The 20,534-nt window shown below is 54.2% G+C and carries 18 protein-coding genes; 3 read left to right on the forward strand and 15 right to left on the reverse strand.

Features of this window, described 5'->3' with window-relative positions; genetic code table 11:
- Positions 1 to 2: 2 nt before the first annotated feature.
- Positions 3 to 953 (reverse strand): toprim domain-containing protein, encoded by a 951-nt coding sequence (locus C7123_RS04655; protein ID WP_069175941.1) that lies wholly within the window; start codon positions 951 to 953, stop codon positions 3 to 5.
- Between the two features lie 171 nt (positions 954 to 1,124).
- On the reverse strand, positions 1,125 to 2,456 hold the full coding sequence (locus C7123_RS04660) for a VapE domain-containing protein (protein WP_083206970.1): 1,332 nt from the start codon (positions 2,454 to 2,456) through the stop codon (positions 1,125 to 1,127).
- Between the two features lie 312 nt (positions 2,457 to 2,768).
- Here C7123_RS04660 and C7123_RS04665 point away from each other — a divergent pair, with 312 nt between their 5' ends.
- Both C7123_RS04665 and C7123_RS04670 read left to right on the forward strand, forming a co-directional pair.
- A complete protein-coding gene (locus C7123_RS04665) occupies positions 2,769 to 3,062 on the forward strand; it encodes a helix-turn-helix domain-containing protein (RefSeq protein WP_069175943.1) in 294 nt (97 codons plus the stop codon).
- Complete coding sequence (locus tag C7123_RS04670) at positions 3,059 to 3,364, forward strand: helix-turn-helix domain-containing protein (protein WP_069175944.1); 306 nt, start codon at positions 3,059 to 3,061, stop codon at positions 3,362 to 3,364. Before C7123_RS04665 ends, C7123_RS04670 begins: the two co-directional genes overlap by 4 nt.
- 185 nt (positions 3,365 to 3,549) lie before the next feature.
- Here C7123_RS04670 and C7123_RS04675 read toward each other — a convergent pair whose 3' ends face one another.
- From C7123_RS04675 to C7123_RS04730, 12 genes are all read right to left on the reverse strand, one after another.
- Positions 3,550 to 5,604 carry a dynamin family protein gene (locus C7123_RS04675; RefSeq protein ID WP_069175945.1) on the reverse strand — a complete coding sequence of 685 codons (2,055 nt, stop codon included), beginning with the start codon at positions 5,602 to 5,604 and terminating at the stop codon, positions 3,550 to 3,552.
- A gap of 6 nt (positions 5,605 to 5,610) precedes the next feature.
- A complete protein-coding gene (locus C7123_RS04680) occupies positions 5,611 to 7,332 on the reverse strand; it encodes a dynamin family protein (RefSeq protein WP_069175946.1) in 1,722 nt (573 codons plus the stop codon).
- A 1-nt stretch (position 7,333) separates the two neighbouring features.
- Positions 7,334 to 7,729, reverse strand: a complete 396-nt coding sequence (locus C7123_RS04685; RefSeq protein ID WP_069175947.1) for a hypothetical protein — start codon at positions 7,727 to 7,729, stop codon at positions 7,334 to 7,336.
- A gap of 3 nt (positions 7,730 to 7,732) precedes the next feature.
- Positions 7,733 to 9,529, reverse strand: a complete 1,797-nt coding sequence (locus C7123_RS04690; protein WP_069175948.1) for a dynamin family protein — start codon at positions 9,527 to 9,529, stop codon at positions 7,733 to 7,735.
- 64 nt (positions 9,530 to 9,593) lie between these two features.
- Positions 9,594 to 9,854 carry a hypothetical protein gene (locus C7123_RS04695; RefSeq protein WP_069175949.1) on the reverse strand — a complete coding sequence of 87 codons (261 nt, stop codon included), beginning with the start codon at positions 9,852 to 9,854 and terminating at the stop codon, positions 9,594 to 9,596.
- A gap of 389 nt (positions 9,855 to 10,243) precedes the next feature.
- Entirely contained in the window at positions 10,244 to 11,452 is a 1,209-nt protein-coding gene (locus C7123_RS04700) for a site-specific integrase (RefSeq protein ID WP_069175950.1), read from the reverse strand.
- A gap of 12 nt (positions 11,453 to 11,464) precedes the next feature.
- Positions 11,465 to 12,694 (reverse strand): site-specific integrase, encoded by a 1,230-nt coding sequence (locus C7123_RS04705; protein ID WP_069175951.1) that lies wholly within the window; start codon positions 12,692 to 12,694, stop codon positions 11,465 to 11,467.
- A gap of 803 nt (positions 12,695 to 13,497) precedes the next feature.
- On the reverse strand, positions 13,498 to 14,286 hold the full coding sequence (locus tag C7123_RS04710; protein WP_069175952.1) for a cytochrome c biogenesis protein: 789 nt from the start codon (positions 14,284 to 14,286) through the stop codon (positions 13,498 to 13,500).
- A 98-nt stretch (positions 14,287 to 14,384) separates the two neighbouring features.
- Positions 14,385 to 15,641 carry a cytochrome c biogenesis protein ResB gene (locus C7123_RS04715; protein ID WP_244905563.1) on the reverse strand — a complete coding sequence of 419 codons (1,257 nt, stop codon included), beginning with the start codon at positions 15,639 to 15,641 and terminating at the stop codon, positions 14,385 to 14,387.
- Positions 15,642 to 17,159, reverse strand: a complete 1,518-nt coding sequence (gene nrfA, locus C7123_RS04720) for an ammonia-forming cytochrome c nitrite reductase (RefSeq protein ID WP_069175953.1) — start codon at positions 17,157 to 17,159, stop codon at positions 15,642 to 15,644.
- A gap of 94 nt (positions 17,160 to 17,253) precedes the next feature.
- Positions 17,254 to 17,847: a cytochrome c nitrite reductase small subunit gene (gene nrfH / locus C7123_RS04725; protein ID WP_037981846.1), complete on the reverse strand. Its 594-nt coding sequence runs from the start codon at positions 17,845 to 17,847 to the stop codon at positions 17,254 to 17,256.
- A gap of 101 nt (positions 17,848 to 17,948) precedes the next feature.
- A complete protein-coding gene (locus tag C7123_RS04730) occupies positions 17,949 to 19,208 on the reverse strand; it encodes an alginate export family protein (RefSeq protein ID WP_394365936.1) in 1,260 nt (419 codons plus the stop codon).
- A gap of 176 nt (positions 19,209 to 19,384) precedes the next feature.
- On the opposite strand from C7123_RS04730, the gene C7123_RS04735 reads away from it, so the two are divergent.
- Positions 19,385 to 20,077: a Crp/Fnr family transcriptional regulator gene (locus tag C7123_RS04735; RefSeq protein ID WP_069175955.1), complete on the forward strand. Its 693-nt coding sequence runs from the start codon at positions 19,385 to 19,387 to the stop codon at positions 20,075 to 20,077.
- A gap of 40 nt (positions 20,078 to 20,117) precedes the next feature.
- On the opposite strand, the gene C7123_RS04740 is transcribed toward C7123_RS04735, so the two are convergent.
- The gene (locus C7123_RS04740; RefSeq protein ID WP_159049835.1) at positions 20,118 to 20,303 is read right to left on the reverse strand and encodes a hypothetical protein; all 186 of its coding nucleotides are present in this window, start codon (positions 20,301 to 20,303) and stop codon (positions 20,118 to 20,120) included.
- Between the last annotated feature and the right edge of the window lie 231 nt (positions 20,304 to 20,534).

Genomic DNA, 20,534 nt, shown 5'->3' on the forward strand with positions numbered 1-20,534 from the left:
TGCTATCTCCTTTTCTGTTTGATTGTGTGGGTTGGTTTGGTTGTGATAGGAGCTTGTCCTTGTTGTCCTCGTAGGCGACAGACGCGGCTAACATGAAACTCGTTGAGATCCTTGCATCCGCGGTAGTGCACGGACATGTCTTCCACCTGGAACCCGGCGTCGATGAATGCGCTCAGGGTTCGTCTTCCAGCTTCGTCGTTATCGAGGAAGGCGCGGAGTGCCGTGATATGTCGCTCGCGCAGGTAACGAATGCACCGCCCGACGTTCGCCACGGAGTTCATCACGAGGCAATGGCTGTCGACCTTTTCTTTCATTGAAAGGAAGGAGAGGAAGTCCATAAAGCCTTCGAAGAGGCAGACTGGCTGCCGCCCGTCGGAAAAGATTGGTGTAATGTCCTTCGGAGCCAGCGTTCCTTTGAATAACCCGGCGCCCCTGAGCTCGTAGCCGCCCGAGACATTGGTAAAGCCGATGACTTCGTACTCCCGTCCCCTCACTTCGTAGCGGACGCATCTGAGGAAGGGCCAGGCCCGACCGAGGTCGATGCTCCGCTCTTTTGTCAGGTAGTCTTGTAAATGTGGCGGAAGGTCATCCGATATGCCGATCAATTTTCTTCCTCCGTCTGTTCTCTCTGGAGTATGACGGTGGGATTCCGTCCGCGGGTAATCGCTTGTCCTGCAACCGAAAATCATCTGCCCCAAACAGCGGATGGCCTCCGGAAAGGTGCACCTCTCGAGCCGCATATAGAGGTCGATGATGCTTCCTCCGCGGCCTTCGGCGTAATCAATCCACAGGTTCCTCTCGGTATCCACCTTGAAGCTCGGGTGGCGTTCATCCCGCAGCGGCGAGCGATACATCGTGTAGGTCGCCAGCCGTCGGACGGGCGTGATGCCTTTACTTTCCAAGTACGCCGTGATGGGATACCGCTTGATGGTCGATAGGTTTTCTTCTTTCACGGTGATTAAACATTGAGATGGGTAATGAAATGGTGTGGTGTTTTATTGGAATGCAAGTGATTTAAGATCAAACGCCCGTACTTTTTGGCTTCTTCTTACTACAAACTACAATCGCCATAATCGATTGTTTTCCAATAGCATTCATGCAAATAGAAGTCACTACGCGGCTGACTACATGTTGCTACTACAGATTTGAAGGAGGGGACAGGGGAGGATCTTTCGTATTTTGTAGACATACAGTGGACTACCGCCGTTTCGCCGTCGGCTGACCTTGAGGTATCCGGCCTTTTTCAACGCCTCTCCCATACGTTTGGCCGTGAGCGGCTGGCGCGTGTAGGTGCCGAGGTAAGTCAAGATTTCGGTCGTTGTCAGGTAGGAGTAATCACTGTCTGTGGTCGGCAGCTCGAAGCAGCGCAACAGGAGCTCCATCTCCGCAGTCTGCACTTGGAACGCCTCACTTTCGCGGTACAACTCCGCGATCTCCTCGTCGTTGAACCAATACCGATAGCCCGATTCCAACAGCGATTTTGCCTCCGCATAGACGGCGTCCATCGAGACGCTCCTTGCCCGATCGATGTCGATGGAGAGCACCTCGAAGGGCAGGAAGCGCCTGCTGCCGGTGGGGTCGGTGAGGAAGTCGTTGCCGTTCACCGAGGCCACGAAGCTCGCCATGTGGGGGTGCTCCTCCACGTGCTTGTCGTAGGGCATGCGGTACTTGACCATCGGACAGGTGATCAGGTTTTTCAGTTCGTTTTCATCCCGTTTGTTGAGCGCCTTGAGCTGGTCGTCGATGTTGATAATGAGGTTCTGCCCGACGTAGGTCAGCGTGTCTTTTTCCTGCGGATAGATTTTGCCGGTATAGCTGTAATCGTGCAGCTTAGGCGGGCAAAGCAGGTCGAGAAACGTCGTCTTGAATCGCCCTTGTTCACCGGTTAAGACCAGGCAGGTGTGGTTGCGACACTCGCGGTCATCCATTGCGTTGGCAACTACAGCTACAAGCCATTTTGTTAGATACAGCAGCCATTTCTCCTGGTTACGGACAACGACGCAGTCGGCTAATTCACGGATGGCATGCGCCGCTGATTTATCCGGAACAGCGGCGGGCAAGGCTTTGAAATACGCCTGTATGGGATTAACACGGGGCGAAAAGCTGCTTTCAATGATCGAGTACAGGTTGTCCGGAGAGGTTGTGATCCCGGCCTCATTGTCGAGTTCACGGCGCAGCGTGTTGATCTCATAGCGACCGACTTTTACGAATTGGGTGTCCTCTCGGCCGCGATATTCCGCCCGTCCCCAAACGGTGTTGTACCGGAACATGTAATGCCGGGCGAGGTAGGCCTCGATCTCCCCGTTCTTTGATGAACGTCCGCCGTTGTCCGGTGTTTTATCGACGTTTATGTTGCTTCTATCTGCCTGTTTCTTCATGGCTGGCTGGGATGAGTTTTCGGGGGTGAAAGTGTGATGAGCATCCCCGGCATCCAAGCATGCAGTGTATTCCGGCATAATGTTGCATCTGTTTGCGGCCGATTTCTTCGGAAAATAGGTCTTGTATGAGAACCACTTACTCCTTTGATAAGACAAAGTGGTTGTGAAAGGGAGGGAGATCGGGAACAATTAGCAGGCTATTACCTGCTTTCACTTGCGGCTGTTTTCCGAATAAGCGAAAGCCGCCCCTTTCTGCGACGGTTGTATCCCTGCTGTTCCATTTGCATCCCTCCTGTTCCCAATTGCATAGGCAGCGTTTTTTGTACGACTACGTTTGCCGCCGAAAACAGTAAAACCTAAATACCAACCAGAAAACTAATACGTGAGATCATGAAGTACTTAATTATTACAGAGGCCGATTGGCTAAGCCTGCGGAACGAGATACTGAGCCTTGCAGAATGTTGCCTGAAGGCTTTCGGAGAACCATCTAAACACACGGATTGGTTGCATAACGGAGACGTTTGCCGACTGCTCGGCATCAGCGAACGCACTCTGCAACATTACCGGGATACGAACGTGCTACCTTTTGCGCAGATCGGGCATAAGTGCTATTACAAGCGGGAGGACGTGGAGCGACTACTCTGCGTAAAGTCTGACAAAACGACAAACACGACGAAGCGATGATGGAAGCGATTCAAGACTTGAGTATGGAGACGGGCGAGATGCAGGTGGTCATCTCAGCCTTGCAACGAGTAAGAGAAAGGATTCGGGAAGTGTCGGAGACGCACCGGCCTCTCTTCAGCGGCGAACACTTCCTCACGGGCAAGGAAGTTTGCGAGCGGCTCTACATCAGCCCCCGCACCTTGCAGGACTATCGCGATCGGAGGATCATCCCCTACACGCAGTTTGCCGGCAAGATCCTTTACAAGGCCTCAGATCTCGAAAGGATACTGGAGGAGAATTACAAGGGAGGCGGAAAACGGTAAGACAATCACACATTTGTCCAGTACTGAAAAAGTTGACAGCTGGGGACGGTGAAAAGAACTTCATTATGAGCAAACAGCTCACCGACTCAGGGTTCAGCGCTGTTTTTTGAAAAGTGAAGCCGCACCCTGGAGGTTCAGTGCTGCTTTTTGAAAAGTGAGGCTGAACCTTCCAGGGTTTAGCGTCGTTACAGCGCCATAGCGGCGACCTTCGCTTCGTACTCCTGCTTCTGCTTTTGCAGGGAGTCGAGCTTGGCTGCGGCATCGGCGCGCTGCTTCTCACGACCTTCCCGATTCTCGATGATTTGCTTGAGATCCTTATCGATCGGATCGATGAAATCATCAAACATCAATTTCTTGACGCGGTCTTCGATTGGACCGATGTCAGTCAGGCGCTGAATTAACTCATCAACCTTCTTATCGGTGTCAAAGTGGTTCTTGAAGTCTTTGACCTCTGATTGGAATCTCGATTTGATCCCATCGTTACCCAAAAGCCAAACTCCCGCATCAATGAGCGGTCCAAACATTCCATCAAGGAATTCGAAAGATGCAGAAAGCAGGGCGTCGATAAAACCTTCCTTTTGGGAAGGTTGCTTAGTCGTTAATACTTCCTCTATAAAGGAGTCGACCTTGCCCTCCTCACACAGCTCTCGCAGCTTCGGAATTAGATGCTCCGTCTCGACGTCCATGTACTTCTCAATCGTCCGCTTGAACTTCTCGACGTGCTCTTCTGAAATATGGGCGATGCAGCGCTTTTTCTCCTCTTTGAGCTTTTCCATTTGCCGAGGAATGATTCGGGTCTTTATCCGTCCGAGATCCTGTCTGACTTTATCCTTTATGGTCGCCTCGCTAGTGGTACGTCCAAAGGCATCAATATCACTAATGATCTGACCGCAATGCGCCGCCACTTCCTTTTCGATGGCGTCTTTCTGCCTGCGGCGCACCTCGCTCATACCCTCTTTTAGCTCAATCATGTACGTATCAAATTGCTTCTCGAGTCGTCTCTTGGCGCGTTCCAAGTTGCTCTGCTTCTCTTCTAAGGCATCGTCCGGCAGGTCCAAGTTCTCCTTCAGCTCCTTGGTGCGGATGATCGCTTGATCCAAGTCTGAACCGATCTTTGAGATGGCTGCCTTGATGGCGTTGCGCGACTTGTTGAAGAGGATCTCGCCTTTCTCTTTCATCACAATCTCTTGCACGCGCTTAGCGAGGTTCTCGAAACGGCTTTCCTTCCTTAGATCCGCTTGCGACTCGAGGTCGAAGGTTCTGCCATACCTGTCCCACGAGAACTTGTAGTTTTCGTTGCTGAGGATAGTGCTCATCGGTAGATAGGAGAGCAGCGCCATCTCGGCTGAGAGCGGTATCGGCTCCTCGTTCTTTAGCATGTCCTTCAGATCCTCGTCGTTCGATGCCCGACAGGCTTCCTTGATTTCTTTCGCTACGTAGTCCTTGATCATTTCTTCCGTATCGCCGTCTTGGAGGGGAATGTCGTACTTATTGATCCCAATAACCACTTTGCCGATGCCGCACTGCGAAAGATGCTTGAAGACGATTTCGCGGTCGGTGGCATTGAAGGGCATGCCGGCGTAAAGCATCAGCAGCACGGCGTCGGCTCGGCGCAGAAAGTCCTTCGTGCGCTCCTCGCGCGATACGATCGGGTCGTTGAATCCCGGCGTGTCCACGATCTCGACGCCCTTGAGGTACTCCTTGGGGCAATAGATCTTGACGGCCTTGGTGATGGAGACGAACTGCCCGTCGACACCGACGTATTCGATCAGCTTGTCCAACGTGTCAGTGTGCTTCGTGCCGAGCAGTTCCGGCAGGCAGCTGCTTATGCGGGCGGCCTTCTCAACAAGTTCTTGGGCGGCTTGCACCTTCGACTTTTCGGCCTCGCTGCTGTCCGGGGGTAACTCCCGCTGCGCCGTGAGGCGCTGCTCGTCCCACTCCTCACGGGTATAGAACTCTACTTCGATTTTTTCTTCCGGGCCATACGTGATGACGGTCAGTGCAGCCGTCATCGGCGTCGTGGCGGCGGGAAGCACGTCGCGCTCAAACACAAACGCGTTGAGGAAGGTAGATTTACCAGCCTTCATCTGCCCGATTACACCAATGGTCAGCACATCGTTATCGAGTTTCTGCTCGAACTCTCGCCGCTGCTCGTCGGTGATAAATCTGTTGTCGGCGGCCTGCTTAATCAGCGCCCGCTGCGCCTCTTTCTTTTGATTGAATTGCTCAAATACGTTCATTTCTGTCTAACCATTATATAGGTTCTGATAATCTCTCAGTCTCCTCTCATATTCTATTTCTTCCTGAGATTTCCTGGAGTCCTGATAGCTTGTTTGCCTTGTTTGCCCACCATTCGCCAAGCCTTTAAGGAGTTTCTTGAATTGCTCTTGGTGCTCCGAGACCCTCGTGTATTTTTCTGCTATTTCATTCAGTTTATGAGCGGCTTCTTTTGACGCCCCACCAAAATCCATAGCATGCTCTTGGAGAGATTCGATTTTTTCGATCAGTTGCTTGAGTTGAGCATTAGCCATGTCATCAAGGAGTCTGACAAAAGCCTGTCGCTCCTGTTTTGTCATTACATATTCATTTTCACCAAAGCCCAACCAAGTTGTTCTCCTGTTAGGCAGATCAATAATCTTTCTTCTATAATCGCGGATTCTGGTTACAATAGCATTGAGAACATTAATATCTCCCCTCATGGCCAAGCTAAGTCTCTGTATCTGCGTATTTGCGTTCTCGCGTGTTGTTTCATCTTCCCTTCGGAGATTTCCCTCCAGTATGTTCAGCTGACCTTGTACACGTCTGAAGTAGTCTTCGGCCTGCCCCGTCTTTCTGATGGAGCGGATCACGGTCATCAGCTGATCGATGTCTTCCAGCTTAGAGAAAGGGATAATCTGTTTGTATTCGACCCCTTTTGACCTCAGGGTGCTAGAGATCACGTTGATCACCTGATCTACCTCATTCGAGGACTTGGTGTCCACCTTATTGACGATGATATACAGCGGCTTTTCCAGCTTCTCTTGGATCACGGCAAGGGAGCTTTGGTTGATCGTACCGTTGTTGACGTCGATCACCCAAAACAGGGCGTCGCATTCGTTGACCACTTCCAAGGTGCGCTCCTTGTCCTTGGCGTCATTGGAGCTGAATCCCGGCGTATCTAATATGCTAATGTCATTCAGGAAAGAATTGGCCTCCTCTCTTACCACATAATTGATCAGCTGATCCATGCCGCGCACCTCGTCCAGCGTCTCCTTGCTCATCTCTTCCACCATTTTGCCTTCAAGCACCTTTCGGCTCTCATCCTTGGCGATGAAGGAATAAGTGGCATAGGCATTTTCCCCAATGCTGCTGATGTAGGTAGGGATGGCCGTAGAGGCTTTGGTACTTACCTTCATCAGGGTAGCGTTCGGATTACCGGCCGTCAGCAGACGATTCACGATGGAGGTCTTACCGGAGGAGAACTCACCGATAAAGGCTACGGCCGTTTTGCCAGTGATCCATGTCTTCTTTTGGTTGGCCATGAATCGCTCAAAGTCGGCTCGGTCGAGATTGGCCGTGATATTGTTTTCTCGCAGCAGCGGCACGAAGTCTTCCTTGATAAAGGCCGCCATCTGATCGACCAAGGTTAGCTGGCGCGACGAGCGCTCCGTGCGGTCAGCCGCCGGCGCACTCAAAATGTAGCTTACGAACTCGATGGCCTTCTTTCGTTGCTCGCTGAGCGTTTTGAGATGGGCGTTTTCTTCCTCTATTTTTTTGCGCTCTACCTGCGCGTGCTGCATGTCAGCAAAGAGCTTATTGTAGTCATCATTCCGTGCCTTTAGCTTTTTCTCTAACGACTCTTTGTCTTCCTCTGCCATGTCCTTGTCATCCTCCAACTCTTTGACCTGTCGCTTCAGCACCTTCAGTTCCTTCTCGCTTTGGGCCAACTTGTCTCTTAGATTTTGGAGTTCTTTCTCGAGTGCTTCCATCTTAGTCCTCCTTTTTCTTTAATGCTTCCAGCTCGAGTTTGCAGGACTGAAGTGCACCCTTGTATTCATCCAAAGTGCGTTTCAGTTGCTCTATCTCCCGGTCACGTTTAGCAACCTTACGCTTTTCGTCTTCCAAATCATCCTCGAGATCCATCGTTTCGTCGCCCGTCCTCGAAGCCTTCCGCTTCAGGTCTACGATTTCCTGCCGGAGTCGGTCGTTCTCTTTCTCCAAAGCCTCACGCTTCTGCTGCTGACTCTCTAACTCACTCTCCAAACGGCTCACCTCGTGATTGGAGGCGCCCTGATCCTTCGTCTTCGACGCGTTCTTTGCGTACATCGCTCCGGCGCCTGCTGCGGCGCCCACTGCGGCTGCAATAATCCATTCCATCTTGTCCATTATTTATGAATTAAGTATCGTGTTGTATGCTTTCAATCTGTCCATCTTCTGTTGATACTCGCCATTCTTCGAATCAATGTCGTTCGTCAAGTCGGCGATTCGCGCCTTTCGTTCGGCACTGACTCCTTTGGCCTCTTCCGCGATCTCCGCCTGCAAGAGGCCCAGTATGATACGGCCGTTTTGCTGCATTTGCTCGGCAAAGACCGGCGCCAGCTGCAGCTCGATAAAGTCGTGTGTGGCTCTGAGCCGTTTGGGCTTGGCCATGCGATCGGTGAAGGTGCTTACAATACCCTCCACAAAGCCCTTCACCTTGGGCGTCATTTGGCTGTCGATGATCCCGGTGCTTGTAGCAACCTGAGCTCCCTTTTGCACGAACTCTATCACTCGGCCCGACTTACTCAACTTGTTTGCCGTACCAGCGGCTTTACCTATAGTGTCAGCGGCTTCACCTACAGTGCCTGCGGCCTCACCTACAGTGCCTGCGGCCTCACCTACAGTGCCAGCGGCTTTACCTACAGCGCCTAAAGCACGGAAAGCAGCTAACGTAGCTGCCGCGGCCGCAAGCTGCAATCCTCCGGCGATCATCTTATCGTGCTCATGCCCTATACTGTCGAGGTCAATATTCATTGATTGTTCGGGTGCCTCTAACCCGGAGAGGTCAAGACGGTTGACAGCCGATTGAATAAAGGACGAAGCCTTCGCCGTCTGCTTTGAGACTTCTTGCACAATCTTCCTCCGATAGTCCGTCATCACTTTCAATGAGGCAGATTGAATGATTGTATTCGCTTCGGCAGTCATGTTGTCGGCGCGCTGATTGATCAGGGCGTCCAAACGACGGAAAAGCAAGTCTTGATAGCTCCGGACGACCTCGTCCGACACGTCATCGATGGAGGATCTCACGGACGAAATCAGGTGTTTGATTTCCCGCTCTATCTCTTCCTCTTGGCGTTCGAGTTCAGCGCGTTTTTCCTTGAGCTCTTCGGCCGTGTTGGGCAGCTTGAGCGTTTCGTTAACCTCCTTTTTGAGTTCCTCCTTCAGGCTTTCCAACCGCCCACGGATGGCGGCGGCGAGGATCTCCCGCTTGCTTTGGGAGAGCTGCTTGATCAGGGCATAGAACTCCGCGAGGTCGTCCTGCTGGGCCGAGACGCAGACGATGTGCTCCATAGGCAGCTTGCTGTTATCGACGATATACCTCTTGATACTCTTTCGATCCGACGCCGGCTTGGTGTCGCACTTGGTGACGATCAGGTAGACCTTGCGGCCGGCCAAGTTGCTCTCCTCGATAAAGCGCAGCAGGGATTTCGTGATCTGCTGGTTGCAGTCCACCGTCATAAGTATGGCATCGGCCTCCGGCAGGAAGCGGATCAGCGCGTCCTTGTGCCGCGCGTCCGGCGATGACAGTCCCGGGGTGTCCACCAAGATCAAGTCACGCGGCACACGGGTGGAAGTGTCGTAGATGTCGACGAGCGGCACATCGGCCAGCTCGCTGTTTTTCAAGCTGCCGATCGCTTCCACGGTTTCCTCGCTGCCATCGGCGCGGTGGATCGTGGCGTACTGCCGGTCTTGCCCGAAGTGCAACAAGTAGATGGTTGCCGTGGTGGGCTTGGTGGCGATCTCCAACTGCTTGGAGTCGGTCAGGGCGTTGATTAGGCTGGTCTTGCCCGAGCTAAACTCGCCCACGAGGGGGAGGGTCAGTGTAACGTTGTCGTCTTGCAGGCGCCGTTCCAGCGCCTTGAGTTCGTCGGCCACTTTGTCCGACTTGAGATACTCGGCGATCTCAATGAGTGTCTTCGTGTCCATGTTTATTTCCATAAGTCATTTGGGGGGATGATGATGTTTGATGTACTTCTCTTCGGCGCTCTTTCTACAGCGCCGGCGCGTGTCGGCCGCGATTGTGACCCTTGGGGTGATGCACACAGAAGGAGGCCGTCAGGCGGTCGATGGTGCGTGCCTCCGCGCCGCAGTATTTGCATAGGTAGACCGACTTCTCGCTGCCCTCGTAGAGCTTGTGTCCGCCGCGGACGGGTCCGTCGGGGTGGCGCGCACACAGCCCCGCGCGCGTCAGCTCACTGACGCTCTTAAACGGTCGGCCGCAATAGGCGCAATAGCATGGGGGGATGCTCATCTTTTGTGTATGGTTTGTTTCGGATAGGTGATTCATTCTGGGGGCAATCGAACAGTTGTCTGTTTCGTGGCGGCAAAGATAGACGGGAGGCAGAGATGCCAAACGGACGATTACCCTAGGTTTGTTAGTCAACAAGGCGCAATTCTTTTCTTGTTTTTATACCACCAGGCTCTTTTTGATTTTCTGCGAGATTATGCTTGATTGCAAATCCTTTTCGGGTAAAAATACAGTACAACATGAGACGTTATGTAGTGGGGAGGCATGATTTCCTGACTACATCCAACTACGCCTTGCTCCTTTCTTTTTCACCGTATTATCTCTGCTGTAGTCATGTAGTAAGATAGAATCAGTGAAAGGGAAAAAGACCTGTTAGGGCGGCCGTCAGGGGATCACGCTGACGCCGTTTGTTGCTTTCGGATCAGCTTGTCCATGTCTTCCGAGATCTTTTTGTCCGTCACCTGCGCATAGATCTGCGTGCTGGATATGGACGCGTGCCCCATCATCTTGGCGATGCTCTCTATCGGGATGCCTGCGCTGAGCGACAGGGTTCCGAACGTGTGGCGCGCCATATGAAAAGAGAGGCGTTGCCTGATACCACATGCCAGTCCCACAGTATTCAGTTTGTTATTCATCACACTGCGGCCGCAACCGCGTGGGAAGACAAGGGCGTCGCCTTTTCCTTTCACCGCCTGATCTTCTCGGCATCTGCTAAGGATCTCCTCCGCGATCGGATGTAACGGCACAACTGACTCCACTTTCGTCTTCTGCCGTTCCTTTCGGATATACCTCCGGCCGTCGGCTGACGTTTGGATATGCGAAAACTTCAATCGCTCCATATCCGCAATGGCCAGTCCGGTGAAGCAGGAGAAGAGGAACATCTGCCGGGCCTGCTCTGCTTCCTTGTCGTTTACTTTCAGCGCCATGAGCTTGGCCACATCGCTCTTTTGCAAGAAGCGAACCTTCCGTACCTCCTTTTCATAGGCAACATCCTCAAAGGGATGGCAGCGGATGACGTTCAAGTTTACCGCGCGATACATCAACCGACTCAATCGGCAGAGAAGGTGGTTCATGGTCGATGCCGCCAAACCACGTTTTTTGAGAAAGAAGCGGAAGCCCTCAAACAGATCTTCCGTAATGCCTGCGAGGGGGATGTCTCGCCCTCCGTTTTCCTTCACGAACGCCCGAAGTAGCTTGTCCGAATAGATCAGGTTTTGGTAGGTGCTTTCAGCCTTTGACTTGCCCACGCATGTCTTCACAGATTGCAGTTCCGCCTCGCTCATGGTTAAAAGAGTGGTTGGTGCGGCAACGGTGCCCTGCAAGCGGTTCTTGAGGAGTTCTGCACTGACCACGCCGTCCTTCGTGAGCATTTCCGAGTAAGTCTTTTCCACAAGCTCTCTAAACGCTGCGAGGCGTTGGTTGATTTTCTTTTCGCCGGTTATACCCTGTTTGCTGTTCCATTCATCTGGCAGACATTCCTCGCCGGTTGTCATCACCGCACTCCTACCATCGATGGTGACGCGGCAAAAGATGGCCGTCTTGCCGTCTGCTTTTGTCTTCTGTCTGTTGATGTAGAACAGGGTCTTGAACGTACTTCTCATAGTGCTTTGTGGTTAAATGGTCAGGTGTAAGTCTTCGGTGAAGGCGATCAAGCGATCGAACTCCTCGAATAGTTTCTGAGGGGTAACCTTCGCATATCGCTCGGTCATGCGCACCGTGCTATGTCCAAGCATCTTGCTGACGGTTTCGATGGGCACGCCCTGTTCCAAAGTGATGAGCGTAGCGAAGGTATGCCGGGCGGTGTGCGTGGTGATGGGCAAAGACAGTCCGGCCCTTAGCGAGATCGCCTTCAGACAAGACAAATAGGTGGCATAGTTCATATAAGGAAGCAGTGTTTCTCTGGCATCGCTGTGTAGTTGCTCCAACAATCGGAGCGCCTCGGGCAACAGCTTTATGCGGCAAAGGACACTCGTCTTCTGCCTGCTGAACTTCAGCCAAAGGGCGCCCTCATCGTCGCGGACAAGATGCTCAGGGCGCAGCGCCATCAGATCGCAATAGGCGGCGCCGGTGTAACAGGCAAAAAGAAACACATCGCGGGAAGTCTCCATATCCCCGTCCAAACCGTCAAAACAGAGCGCCTTCAACTTGTCTAACGCAGCCTTGTCGAGCGCTTTCGGCGTTTTCTTGTCCCCTCGCTCTACGCGTACCTTATTAAACAGTAAGACATCCGTCAGCCCTTCGCGGTAAGCCAGTTTGCATACCGTTTTCAGCAGAGAGGCCGTTCCGAAGAAGGTGCTTTCTTGAAGGCCGCATCGACCAAGACAGAACGTCTGAAACTCATAGATAAAGCCCTCTGTAAGTTGCGAGAAAGCCAGATCCGTAGCGTTGTATTGCTGTCGGATGAACTCCTGCAACCGGTTTCGAACAGAGCGATAGTTGTACATAGATCTCGCCTTGAGATCGATACCTACATGCTTCTCCCGCTCTTTGACAAGGAGATCTAAGCGTTCAATCAGCATACATCGAGCCTGCCTATTGCCTTGGAAATGCTCCTTGATGTCGGTTGCGTCAAACGGAGCCCCTTTGGCAAGCAGGGACTGATAGGAGGCTTGAACGGCGAGAAGCAGGTTGTCCAACTTGGCATTGACTTCGACCGCCTCGCGACTCTTCCCGTCCACCCGACTTTCGCGCGAATTCCACAAGTCGGGATTGCAAGACAGCTTGCAACTGAACTGTGCGACGGAACGTCCCAGCGTGATGCGTCCCATGATCGGCGCCTTGCCCGACCTGTCGCGACTGCTCTTTTTGAGGTAGAGCAACACCTTCATTTTCATGTCATCCATACGCTTTGAAAACTGTGGGCAAAATTACCCAGTCCAAAGCGCCCGTTACCTGTGCAGATTCCTGTATATCAATGCAAAAGAACCATGTACAAGAAAGGTTCAGTTACCTGCTTTTGCACCATCGTTACCTACCACCAGACAGGGTAACGGTTTGGTAACTGAACTCTTGCTCGGATCCGCACTTTTCTGCCTTTTCCGCTCGACGCAACCGGAAGCATATCGACCCCTTTCCACCTAATAATCAGTCCACTTGCTTCGACATCGGGGCTTCTGCTTTTGAGAGGATTAATACCGTTCCGAGGGGTATTTATATACGTTCCGGGGAATATTTAATACCGTTCCGAGGGGTATTTAACCACGTTCCGAGGGGTATTTAATACCGTCCTGATGGGTATTTAATTACGTCCTGAAGGGTATTTAATTACGTCCCGAGGGGTATTTATGACGTCCCGAGAGGTATTTCATACCACCCCGAAGGGTATTCCACTGTGCTCGAAGCGGTATTTAATGAGGTTCCGAACGTATCGATGACCACCTCGGAACGGTATTTCACCACGTTCTGAAGGGTATTTCACGTGAGTGCTTACGTCGGACTCACGTATGTTTAGGCGTTGATCGGCGAGTTTGCCGGATTCACAGAAGGCGAAAAGCCCCAATGATTCAGTCATTGGGGCTTTTCTTTTTCGCGGGGAGACCAAAGGCCATTCATTTCAGGGCTTGCTTGGGTAGACTTCGGAGGATTTCCCCAAGTAGAAGCTCGGCTTTCCAGCGCACATCCCCCGGGTGGACAGCCTTCCTCCCGATCAACTACTGTAAACATGGATACTGCCTTGCGCCGCCGGCAAATAATTGACGCCGATCCATGTGATCATCAGCAGGATGAAGGAGATGGGGAGCGTCCAGAGCACGACACGCTCGGGGGCGTGGCGCAGACGGAGGTGGATGTAGACGAGATAGGCGGCGGCGGTGACAAAGGCCCACGTCTCTTTCGGGTCCCACGACCAGTAGTGGCCCCACGCCTCCTTGGCCCAGACGGCGCCCATGAGCATGCCGCACATGAGGAAGCCAAAACCGGTGTAGACCAGGTTGTCCATCAGCCGATAGAGCGCCTCGTCCTCGGGGAGATCAGGGTCATTGCGCAGGGCGTGCATACGGATGAAGGCGCCGACGGTGGCTGCGCCAAGCATGGCGTAAGAGAGGATGTAGACCGTCACGTGCGGCACAAACCAGTAGCTCTGGAGCGCAGGCATGAGGTGTTTGGAGTGGATCTCGGGCTTGAAGAGGTTGATACATGTGAAGACGCATGCCACGAGCGCTGCAAAGGAGAGCAGCCAGGGATAGCGGTGACGGCGGAAGGTGGCGTAGCCTACGGCGGCGAGGAAGAAGGCGTACCAGAGACGCGTCTCGCCGACGGTGCGCATGGGCGGTCGCTCCAGGCCGACCCACAGGCCGCCGATAAAGACGGCGTAGATGAGGGTGCCGAGGAGCATCAGCACATGGCTTATGCCTCTGTATTTATATACGGTGATACCGGCGGCCACCCAGCACAGCATGGCGGGCAGGGCGAACCAGGGGAAGTCGTTCCAAGTCATTTTATAGAGGGTAGAGGGTAGAGGGTAGAGGGTGGAGGATAGAGAGTAGAGGGTGGAGGGTGGAGGGTGGAGGGTAGACGGTAGAGGGCTATTTGCTCCTACGCTGTTCGGCGACGTCCGCCCCACAGCATGCAGACGGAGCCGGCGGCCAGAAGGATGATGCCGATGTAAACAAGCGTGAGCCAGGGGTCGTAGACCAACTCGACGACGGTGTATTCGGAGAGCTTACCGGCTTCGCTGTCGTAGCCATGCTGGTAGATGGTCCAGGGGCCCGTGCGGAAAGGGCGGTTCACCTCAAGGCGCGCACGGGAACCGACGTCTTGGTCTTTGCGATAGACTTCGATGTCGGAGACAAAGCGACGCGGTTCGGGCATGGTCGCAGCCACGCAGAGGTTGGTGTCGAGATTGAGCACCATATACAGCTGAGAGATGTTGCCCGCGCAAACCCATCCCGTGCGTTCAACACCGGTCACGGGGTTGCGAGCCTTGATGCGTGCAGCGGGTGAGGCGCCGGGCATATGGATCTCGCGGTAGGTGCTGTCGCTATTACGGACGGCATCGTGGATGTATTCCAGCAGCTGGATGTCCCAGCCGGCCAGTTTGCCCCGCGGTATCTTCGGATCAATGGGGAAGAACTCGGGCTTCTCTACCGGCTGACTGGCACCCGTCTTCCGATCGATGATAGTCAGCGATGGCGGATATTCCTCCATGCTGAAGTCATATAGCTCGATGGCGATAGGCAGCTGCATGACGCGCCCGTGACTATCCGTGCCACGCCACTCCACCTCGCCTTCTGGCACACGCATCAGGAAGCGCTCCATGTCCGCCGCACCGAGGCCCGCAGCGAAGAGCAGCAGCCAGAGTCCGGCATGGTTGAGGTAGAAGGCATAGTCCGACCGTTGGAAGTGGAGCAACCGACGAATGAAGAGTGCACCGAGCGAAAGCAGCGTGAGGAAATAGAGGAGGACAAAAGGCCAAGCGCGCGTCATCCGGTCGAGACCGAGGCGGGAGGTAAAGTGCATCGTTCCCTCGGCAGGCCGAGCAGTCGACTGCGGCGTGAGCCCCATGATGATACCCGTCACCACGAAGGCGACGATGAGCGTCACAGCCAGCGGCACACCCGTATACCAACGGCAGATAGCGCTGCGCTTCGTTCCCCAGGCGATGGCGGCGGCTAAGAGGACGATCACGGCACCCACGACGGTGTTCACCGGATAACGCAGCAGTTCGAAGTCGAACTCGCCGACCGTGAGCTGCAATAGCAGCCCGGTCAGAAGAATCCCTGACACGAAAGCGATACTCTCTTTCCAGTGCCAGGGATGTTGCCACATGGGGCGGCGGTGTTGTTGCTCCATTTAGCTCCTTGATGCGTCAGCCGTCATGATGCGGTTCTTCTTCCGCGCCTCTTCGATCCATTTCGGAACGACGGTCTTGAGGAACTCGCCCTTCTTGCGGTGCAGCTCTTCGGGGTTCAGGCCGATGTAGCGCTGCGCCTTCTCCTTGGTGGAGATGTCAGGCATGGGCACCTCGTCGGTGTATCCGTGCTTGGCTAAGATGCGGGAGAGGGCAAGGCGAGCCTTCATGGCGCGTTCGAGGCCTGCGCTGAGGATGCGCGTCACCTCTTGCGGTGCGTGGAAGGATGCTCCGTGTGATGCCACACCATAGTCCCAACGCCATTGCGACTGGCGAATGAACTTCAGCACGGGTGCCATCTCGGCTTCGGTAGCGCCCTTCTTCCAAGCAAACTCAGCCTCGATGTGGGCATGCACAAGCTCATCCTCGAGCTTGTTGCGCACCTCGTTGACCTTGCGCTGGCGTTCATAGACGTTCTGCCGGAGCGTCTCCTCGCTTTCGCGGTGGCACACTTGGCAGGTGCGGTCGATGTATTGCAGCGGGCTGGTGATGTGGTGATCGGAGTACTTGATGCCACCTTCCGACTTGTACGGCATGTGGCAGTCGGCGCAAGCTACGCCGCGCTGCGCGTGGATGCCTTGTTGAGCAATCTCATACTCAGGGTGCTGCGCCTTGAGAATAGGTGCACGGCTGAGGGCATGGATGTAGTCGTAGTAGTCCGTCTCGTCATAGTAGGCCTCGGCGTCCTCCATCGTCATGCCCTTGTCCCACGGGAAGGTGAGGTATTGGCCTTCACCCTTGAAGTAATACTCCACGTGGCACTGTGCGCAGACGAGCGAGCGCATCTCCTGCGGGGTGGCCTTGGTGATGTCCTTGCCTTGACGTTGGAAAGCCTCGATCAACGCGGGACGGGTGATCTTCAGATCCATCGTCTTCGGGTCGTGGCAGTCGCCGCAACCTATCGGGTTCATGATCTCGGCACCCATCGAGCTCCACGGTGCTTTGTAGAAGTTGGCGATGCCCACCTCGTGCATCATGCGGGGCACGTCGGGGCCTTTACATGTCCAGCACGTAGCCGGCTGAATGTCGCCCTCGCCATCTATACCGGGGTTACCCGTGCGGAGGATGGCGCGCATGTCTTCGATGGCATGCTTATGGCCGCGGGGCGAATTGTATTCGCGAGAAAAGGAGTAGCCGGCCCAAAAGATGACCATCTGTGGCCGTGCAGCCAGCACATCGACGGCGTGGCTACCATTGAACTCGGACGTGAAGGAGGTGTCCTCCGTCTGTGCCCAAGTCTCGTATTCGCGCGGATAGTTGAGGCCCCAGATCTCGTTGCGCGTCTCGAACTCGGGGATGTCGGTCTTCTTGTTGTTGTAAATCGTTGCGATCTCGGCGCGCCGCTCCGTGATGGATGCGGCTAATAAACCCAGCAGAAACACGCCCGCCATGACGGCGAAGAACAGGATCCACCCGACGATGGGTCGGCGCCTAATGGTGTCAGTTAATCTCTTGAACATAGTAGTAAGGAGTAGTTAGAGGGTAGTCAAAGGGTTGTAAGAAGTAGTGAGAGGGTGGTGGAAAGGAGTGACGAGAGTGCTCAGCGCTTCGTCTTTAGATTTTCGATTTCCCGCTTCCCATCATCTTCTTCAGCCAGTCAGGGACGGGCGACTTGGGCAGCGGTACAACGGCGTCTGGCGTACCATTCAGGTTGCTACGCTTGCCGTGGGGCACACTTGTGTGACAATCCCAGCAGGCTTTGCCTTTGCCATTCACAGCATCCACGTAGGAGATCATACCGGTGTTGACGAACTCCTGATTCAGCTGCGTGTGACAGCGGATGCAGTTGTTCATGATCACCTCATAGCTCTCCTCGCGCGGACGCAGCGCCATAGGTTCACTTCGCAGCGTGAAGACGGAGGCGTGGAGCAGTCCGTCTTTGGCCTTGAAGGCATACTTGAGGAATACGTTGTCATGCGGCACATGGCAGTCGTTACACGTTGCCCGTCGCCCGTGCGAACTATGATCCCACGAGTTGTAGTAGGGCGCCATGATGTGACAGTTGATGCACACCGATGGGTCGTCGCCGAGATACGTGTGTATCCTCGCCATGTAAGCCGCATAAGCGCCAAGCCCGGCCAAGATTCCCCCGAAAACGAAGAGGGGAAGGACAAGCTGACGCGGTAGGGAGGTCAATAATTTCTTCATAACGGATCGGGGCTACAATCAACGGGGGCAAAGGTAGCCCCGAAGTGTAAACAAGAGTGTAATAAGAATTACAGATGCAATCAGCACATAGGCAGCCATCTTCACCACATGGCTTGGAAGACGCGCGTCTGAATGTTCACCGAGAGCCACGCCCAATCCTGCCAGCGCGTGTGATCGCCGCCCTTCACATAGTCCATCGTCTCCGTACCGGACATAAAGGAATAGCCGGCCATGAGGTTGACGTCTTTCATGAGCTTCCAGCTAAGCTGCAAATCGACCTCCGTGCCTAAGCCCTTCGAACGCTGACCAGTGGCTGACTGAAGGTTGCTCGTGGTGCTGAAGTAGTGACCCGTAGCGCCGAGGCTCAAGCTGGGGGTGACAGCCACGTTCAGTCCGGCGTAGTTATCCCACAGTCCAGGGTTCAGACCGTTGGCGAAGGGAGAGGCGTAGAAGTAATCCATCGCCCCGTAGAACTTGTGGTGCGTACCGTAGAGCGGATTGAAGGCTTCAAAGCGGGTGCTCTCGCGCTTATCGCCCGAGAGGTAGTCCGAGCCGAGCTGGAACGAGAGACCTTCGGTGGCGTGAATGTTGGCGCGCAGGGCTGCCATCCAAGCTGAGATGGAGACATCGGCCGCGGTACGTCCCATTTGATAGTAAAACGCACCGGAGAGATCCAAGGCACGATCCGGACGTACCCCGAGGTTCACCCCGAAAGTCTGCTGGTAGCGCGTCTCAGCACGATCCGCGGTGCCGCCTTCTAACCCTAAGTTCATCGCCAAGGCCGAAACGCGGAAATGCTCGTCGGAGTGGGCGTACCAGAGCGTCTGCATCGACTTGTAGGGCTGTGCACCGGGGTGATAATACGTGCCCCCGATCACCCGCTCATCGTTTTGATTGAAGGCCAGGATCAGGTGCAGGAGATCCCGTCGAGACTCATAGCCGAGCTTCAAGGCGTCGTGGTAACGCCCGGCCATGTTCCAATCCAGTGCGCCGAGGATGCGTTCATCGTCGTACGATAATGGCTGGCGCCCCAGCTTGGCAAACAGGCCGTGGCCGAAGCGGAGCTTAGCCCAAGCCTCGTTGAGGATGAAGCGCCCGTTGCGGTCGATCTGCGGATCCTGCCCCCAAACGCCTACATGCTGCGCGGAGAAGCGCATCTCAAGTTGGCTGCGCTCATAGCCCAACGAGAGGCGCGCTCGATTGGCAATGAACCGAGCCGGCAGTTCTCCTCGATCACGCGGAAAGAGTGCCCCGTTACGATATTCGGCTCGCGGCCGAACCTGCACGTCTACCGTCGTTTGATTGTCGCCCGGTTGCGCCATCATTCCGCCTACGAACAGCGAAAAGATCATACAAAACATAGTTCGTCTCATTGTTTAGTCCTCCATTGTTTGATTAATGGATGCAAAGGACGAGGTTATTCGGTTCATTGGCCGTAATACTTATTACGCCGCCGCGCACGCACACTCCCCTGACGACTCTATATAAGGGCTACCTTTGCCTTTGAGAATAAAAGTAGAAGTACTGAACACGCACCATGAATGAGATCTCACTCACTGAGTCACTACAACAGACCTTATTCCGGATCCCACTTTTCGAAGGGGCCCCGGAGAGTCTCCGCGCGTCGCTTACGGAGCGGCTCGACGCCCGACTCTATACGCTGGAAAAGAACGAAATCGTCGCTCATCAAGGCACCGTCTGCCGCGCACTTTACGTGCTACTCGAAGGGCGTGTGCGAACCGACCTCATCGACGAATGGGGTAATCGGGTGATGATTGAAACGATCGTAGCACCGGGTTCCTTCGCCACGCCCCACCTCTTCAGCCGCGACCAAACGCTGCCGGCCACTTTCACAGCCACCATGCCCTCCACACTGCTTATGGCCCCGCGCGAATCCGTCTTTCGACTCATCAGCGAGGAGCCTTACCTGCTGAAGAACTTCCTGCATGTCTCGGGCAACTGCAACCATTGCACTTCCGTCCGCCTACGCATCCTCACGCAGCGGACCGTCCGCAACCGCTTCGTCGCCTACCTGCTGGATCGCCCGACCAGCCCCGACGGATGGTTCACGGCCGAGCACAACACCTCGCAACTGGCGCACTACCTCTGCGTCACTCGCCCCGCACTCTCGAAAGAGATCAGTAAAATGGTACGCGAGGGACTCATCGCCGTCGAAGGTCGCCGCTACCGCCTTCTGGCCGAACAGCAGCTCCGACAGGAGATGGGGTGAGGGCTATCTTTCTAGAAAAACATTTCCGACATCCGTCCTGTCAAGCAAAGAATCCCCGCAAAGCCCTGTAAACCTCATCCGGCAAGGCCTTCTTTTTTTTCGGGAAGGGCTGCCCCGCACCACCGTCTATGTCTTCTTTTTTCGGGTAGGACTGCCCCGCACCACCGTCCATGCCGTTTTTTTCGGAGAAGACCGCCCGCACGGCTCTTTCAGAGATATATTTCAAAATGCACAACTATTCAAGGCCTTATCTCATTCCATATCTCAAAATACATAGCTATCCAAAGCTTATCCTAGTATCATTCCTCAAAATATACAGCGACCCGAGTCTCATCTCGCACTATCCCTTGAAATATATAGCTATCCGAAGCTTACTTTAGTACCATTTCTCGAGATATGTAGTTATCCGAAGCTCATTTTAGTATCATTCCTCGAAATATATATATACCTGTGGATT

Source organism: Tannerella serpentiformis (assembly GCF_003033925.1).
Lineage (GTDB): Bacteria > Bacteroidota > Bacteroidia > Bacteroidales > Tannerellaceae > Tannerella > Tannerella serpentiformis.